The 574-nt window shown below is 59.8% G+C and carries 2 protein-coding genes; one reads left to right on the forward strand and one right to left on the reverse strand.

Going from position 1 to position 574, the window contains the following annotated elements; genetic code table 11:
• A partial coding sequence (locus tag UIA24_RS23105; protein WP_330524053.1) for a hypothetical protein occupies positions 1-194 on the reverse strand: 194 nt, incomplete at its 3' end.
• Between the two features lie 90 nt (positions 195-284).
• Here UIA24_RS23105 and UIA24_RS23110 point away from each other — a divergent pair.
• Positions 285-574, forward strand: a 290-nt coding sequence (locus UIA24_RS23110; RefSeq protein ID WP_330524054.1) for a hypothetical protein, incomplete at its 3' end; no start/stop codon positions are given.

The following is a 574-nucleotide window of genomic DNA, read 5'->3' on the forward strand; positions in this document are numbered from 1 at the left end:
GCCAGGCCGATCAGCAGTAGAGCGAAGCACGACCAATGATCATCGCCACCACCAACCACCTGGAGGCGATCAAGTACGCCGCCTGCATGGCCAGAGCAACCAGCACAGCCTGGAGCGTCTATCGCACCAGCAATCGGCGGCTTTTCGTCATGCCAGCTTCCAGCAGGCGCCAGCGAGCTCTGGAGGTGTGCCACCCATGATCCGCCGAATTTCAAACCGCGTCCGGCATGGCCGGCGCCAGCATCAGATTACTTTGCCGCCAAGCGGCTTGCGAGGTACCGGCAATGGCCGAGAAGACAGGAGCAGCGAAACACGCTGCGACCTACCGGGCAAACAAGAAGGCCGAAGCGCAGCGCCTGGGCATCGAGCGGACTCCGGTGGACTTGCCTGCCGCGATTCGCAAGAAGATAGACGAGGTCATGAAGCAACATGGCTACAGCCAACTTCAGGAGCTTTGGCAGGATCTAGCGCTTTCGCTGATTGCTGCTGACTCAGAGGAGCAGGCTCGCCGCTTGAAGCGACCTGACGCGTCAGCTTTTGAGATAACACCAAAACTAGCGCGTCAGTTCGACAA

The sequence above is a fragment of the Pseudomonas sp. AL 58 genome, from assembly GCF_036348395.1.
GTDB lineage: Bacteria > Pseudomonadota > Gammaproteobacteria > Pseudomonadales > Pseudomonadaceae > Aquipseudomonas > Aquipseudomonas defluvii.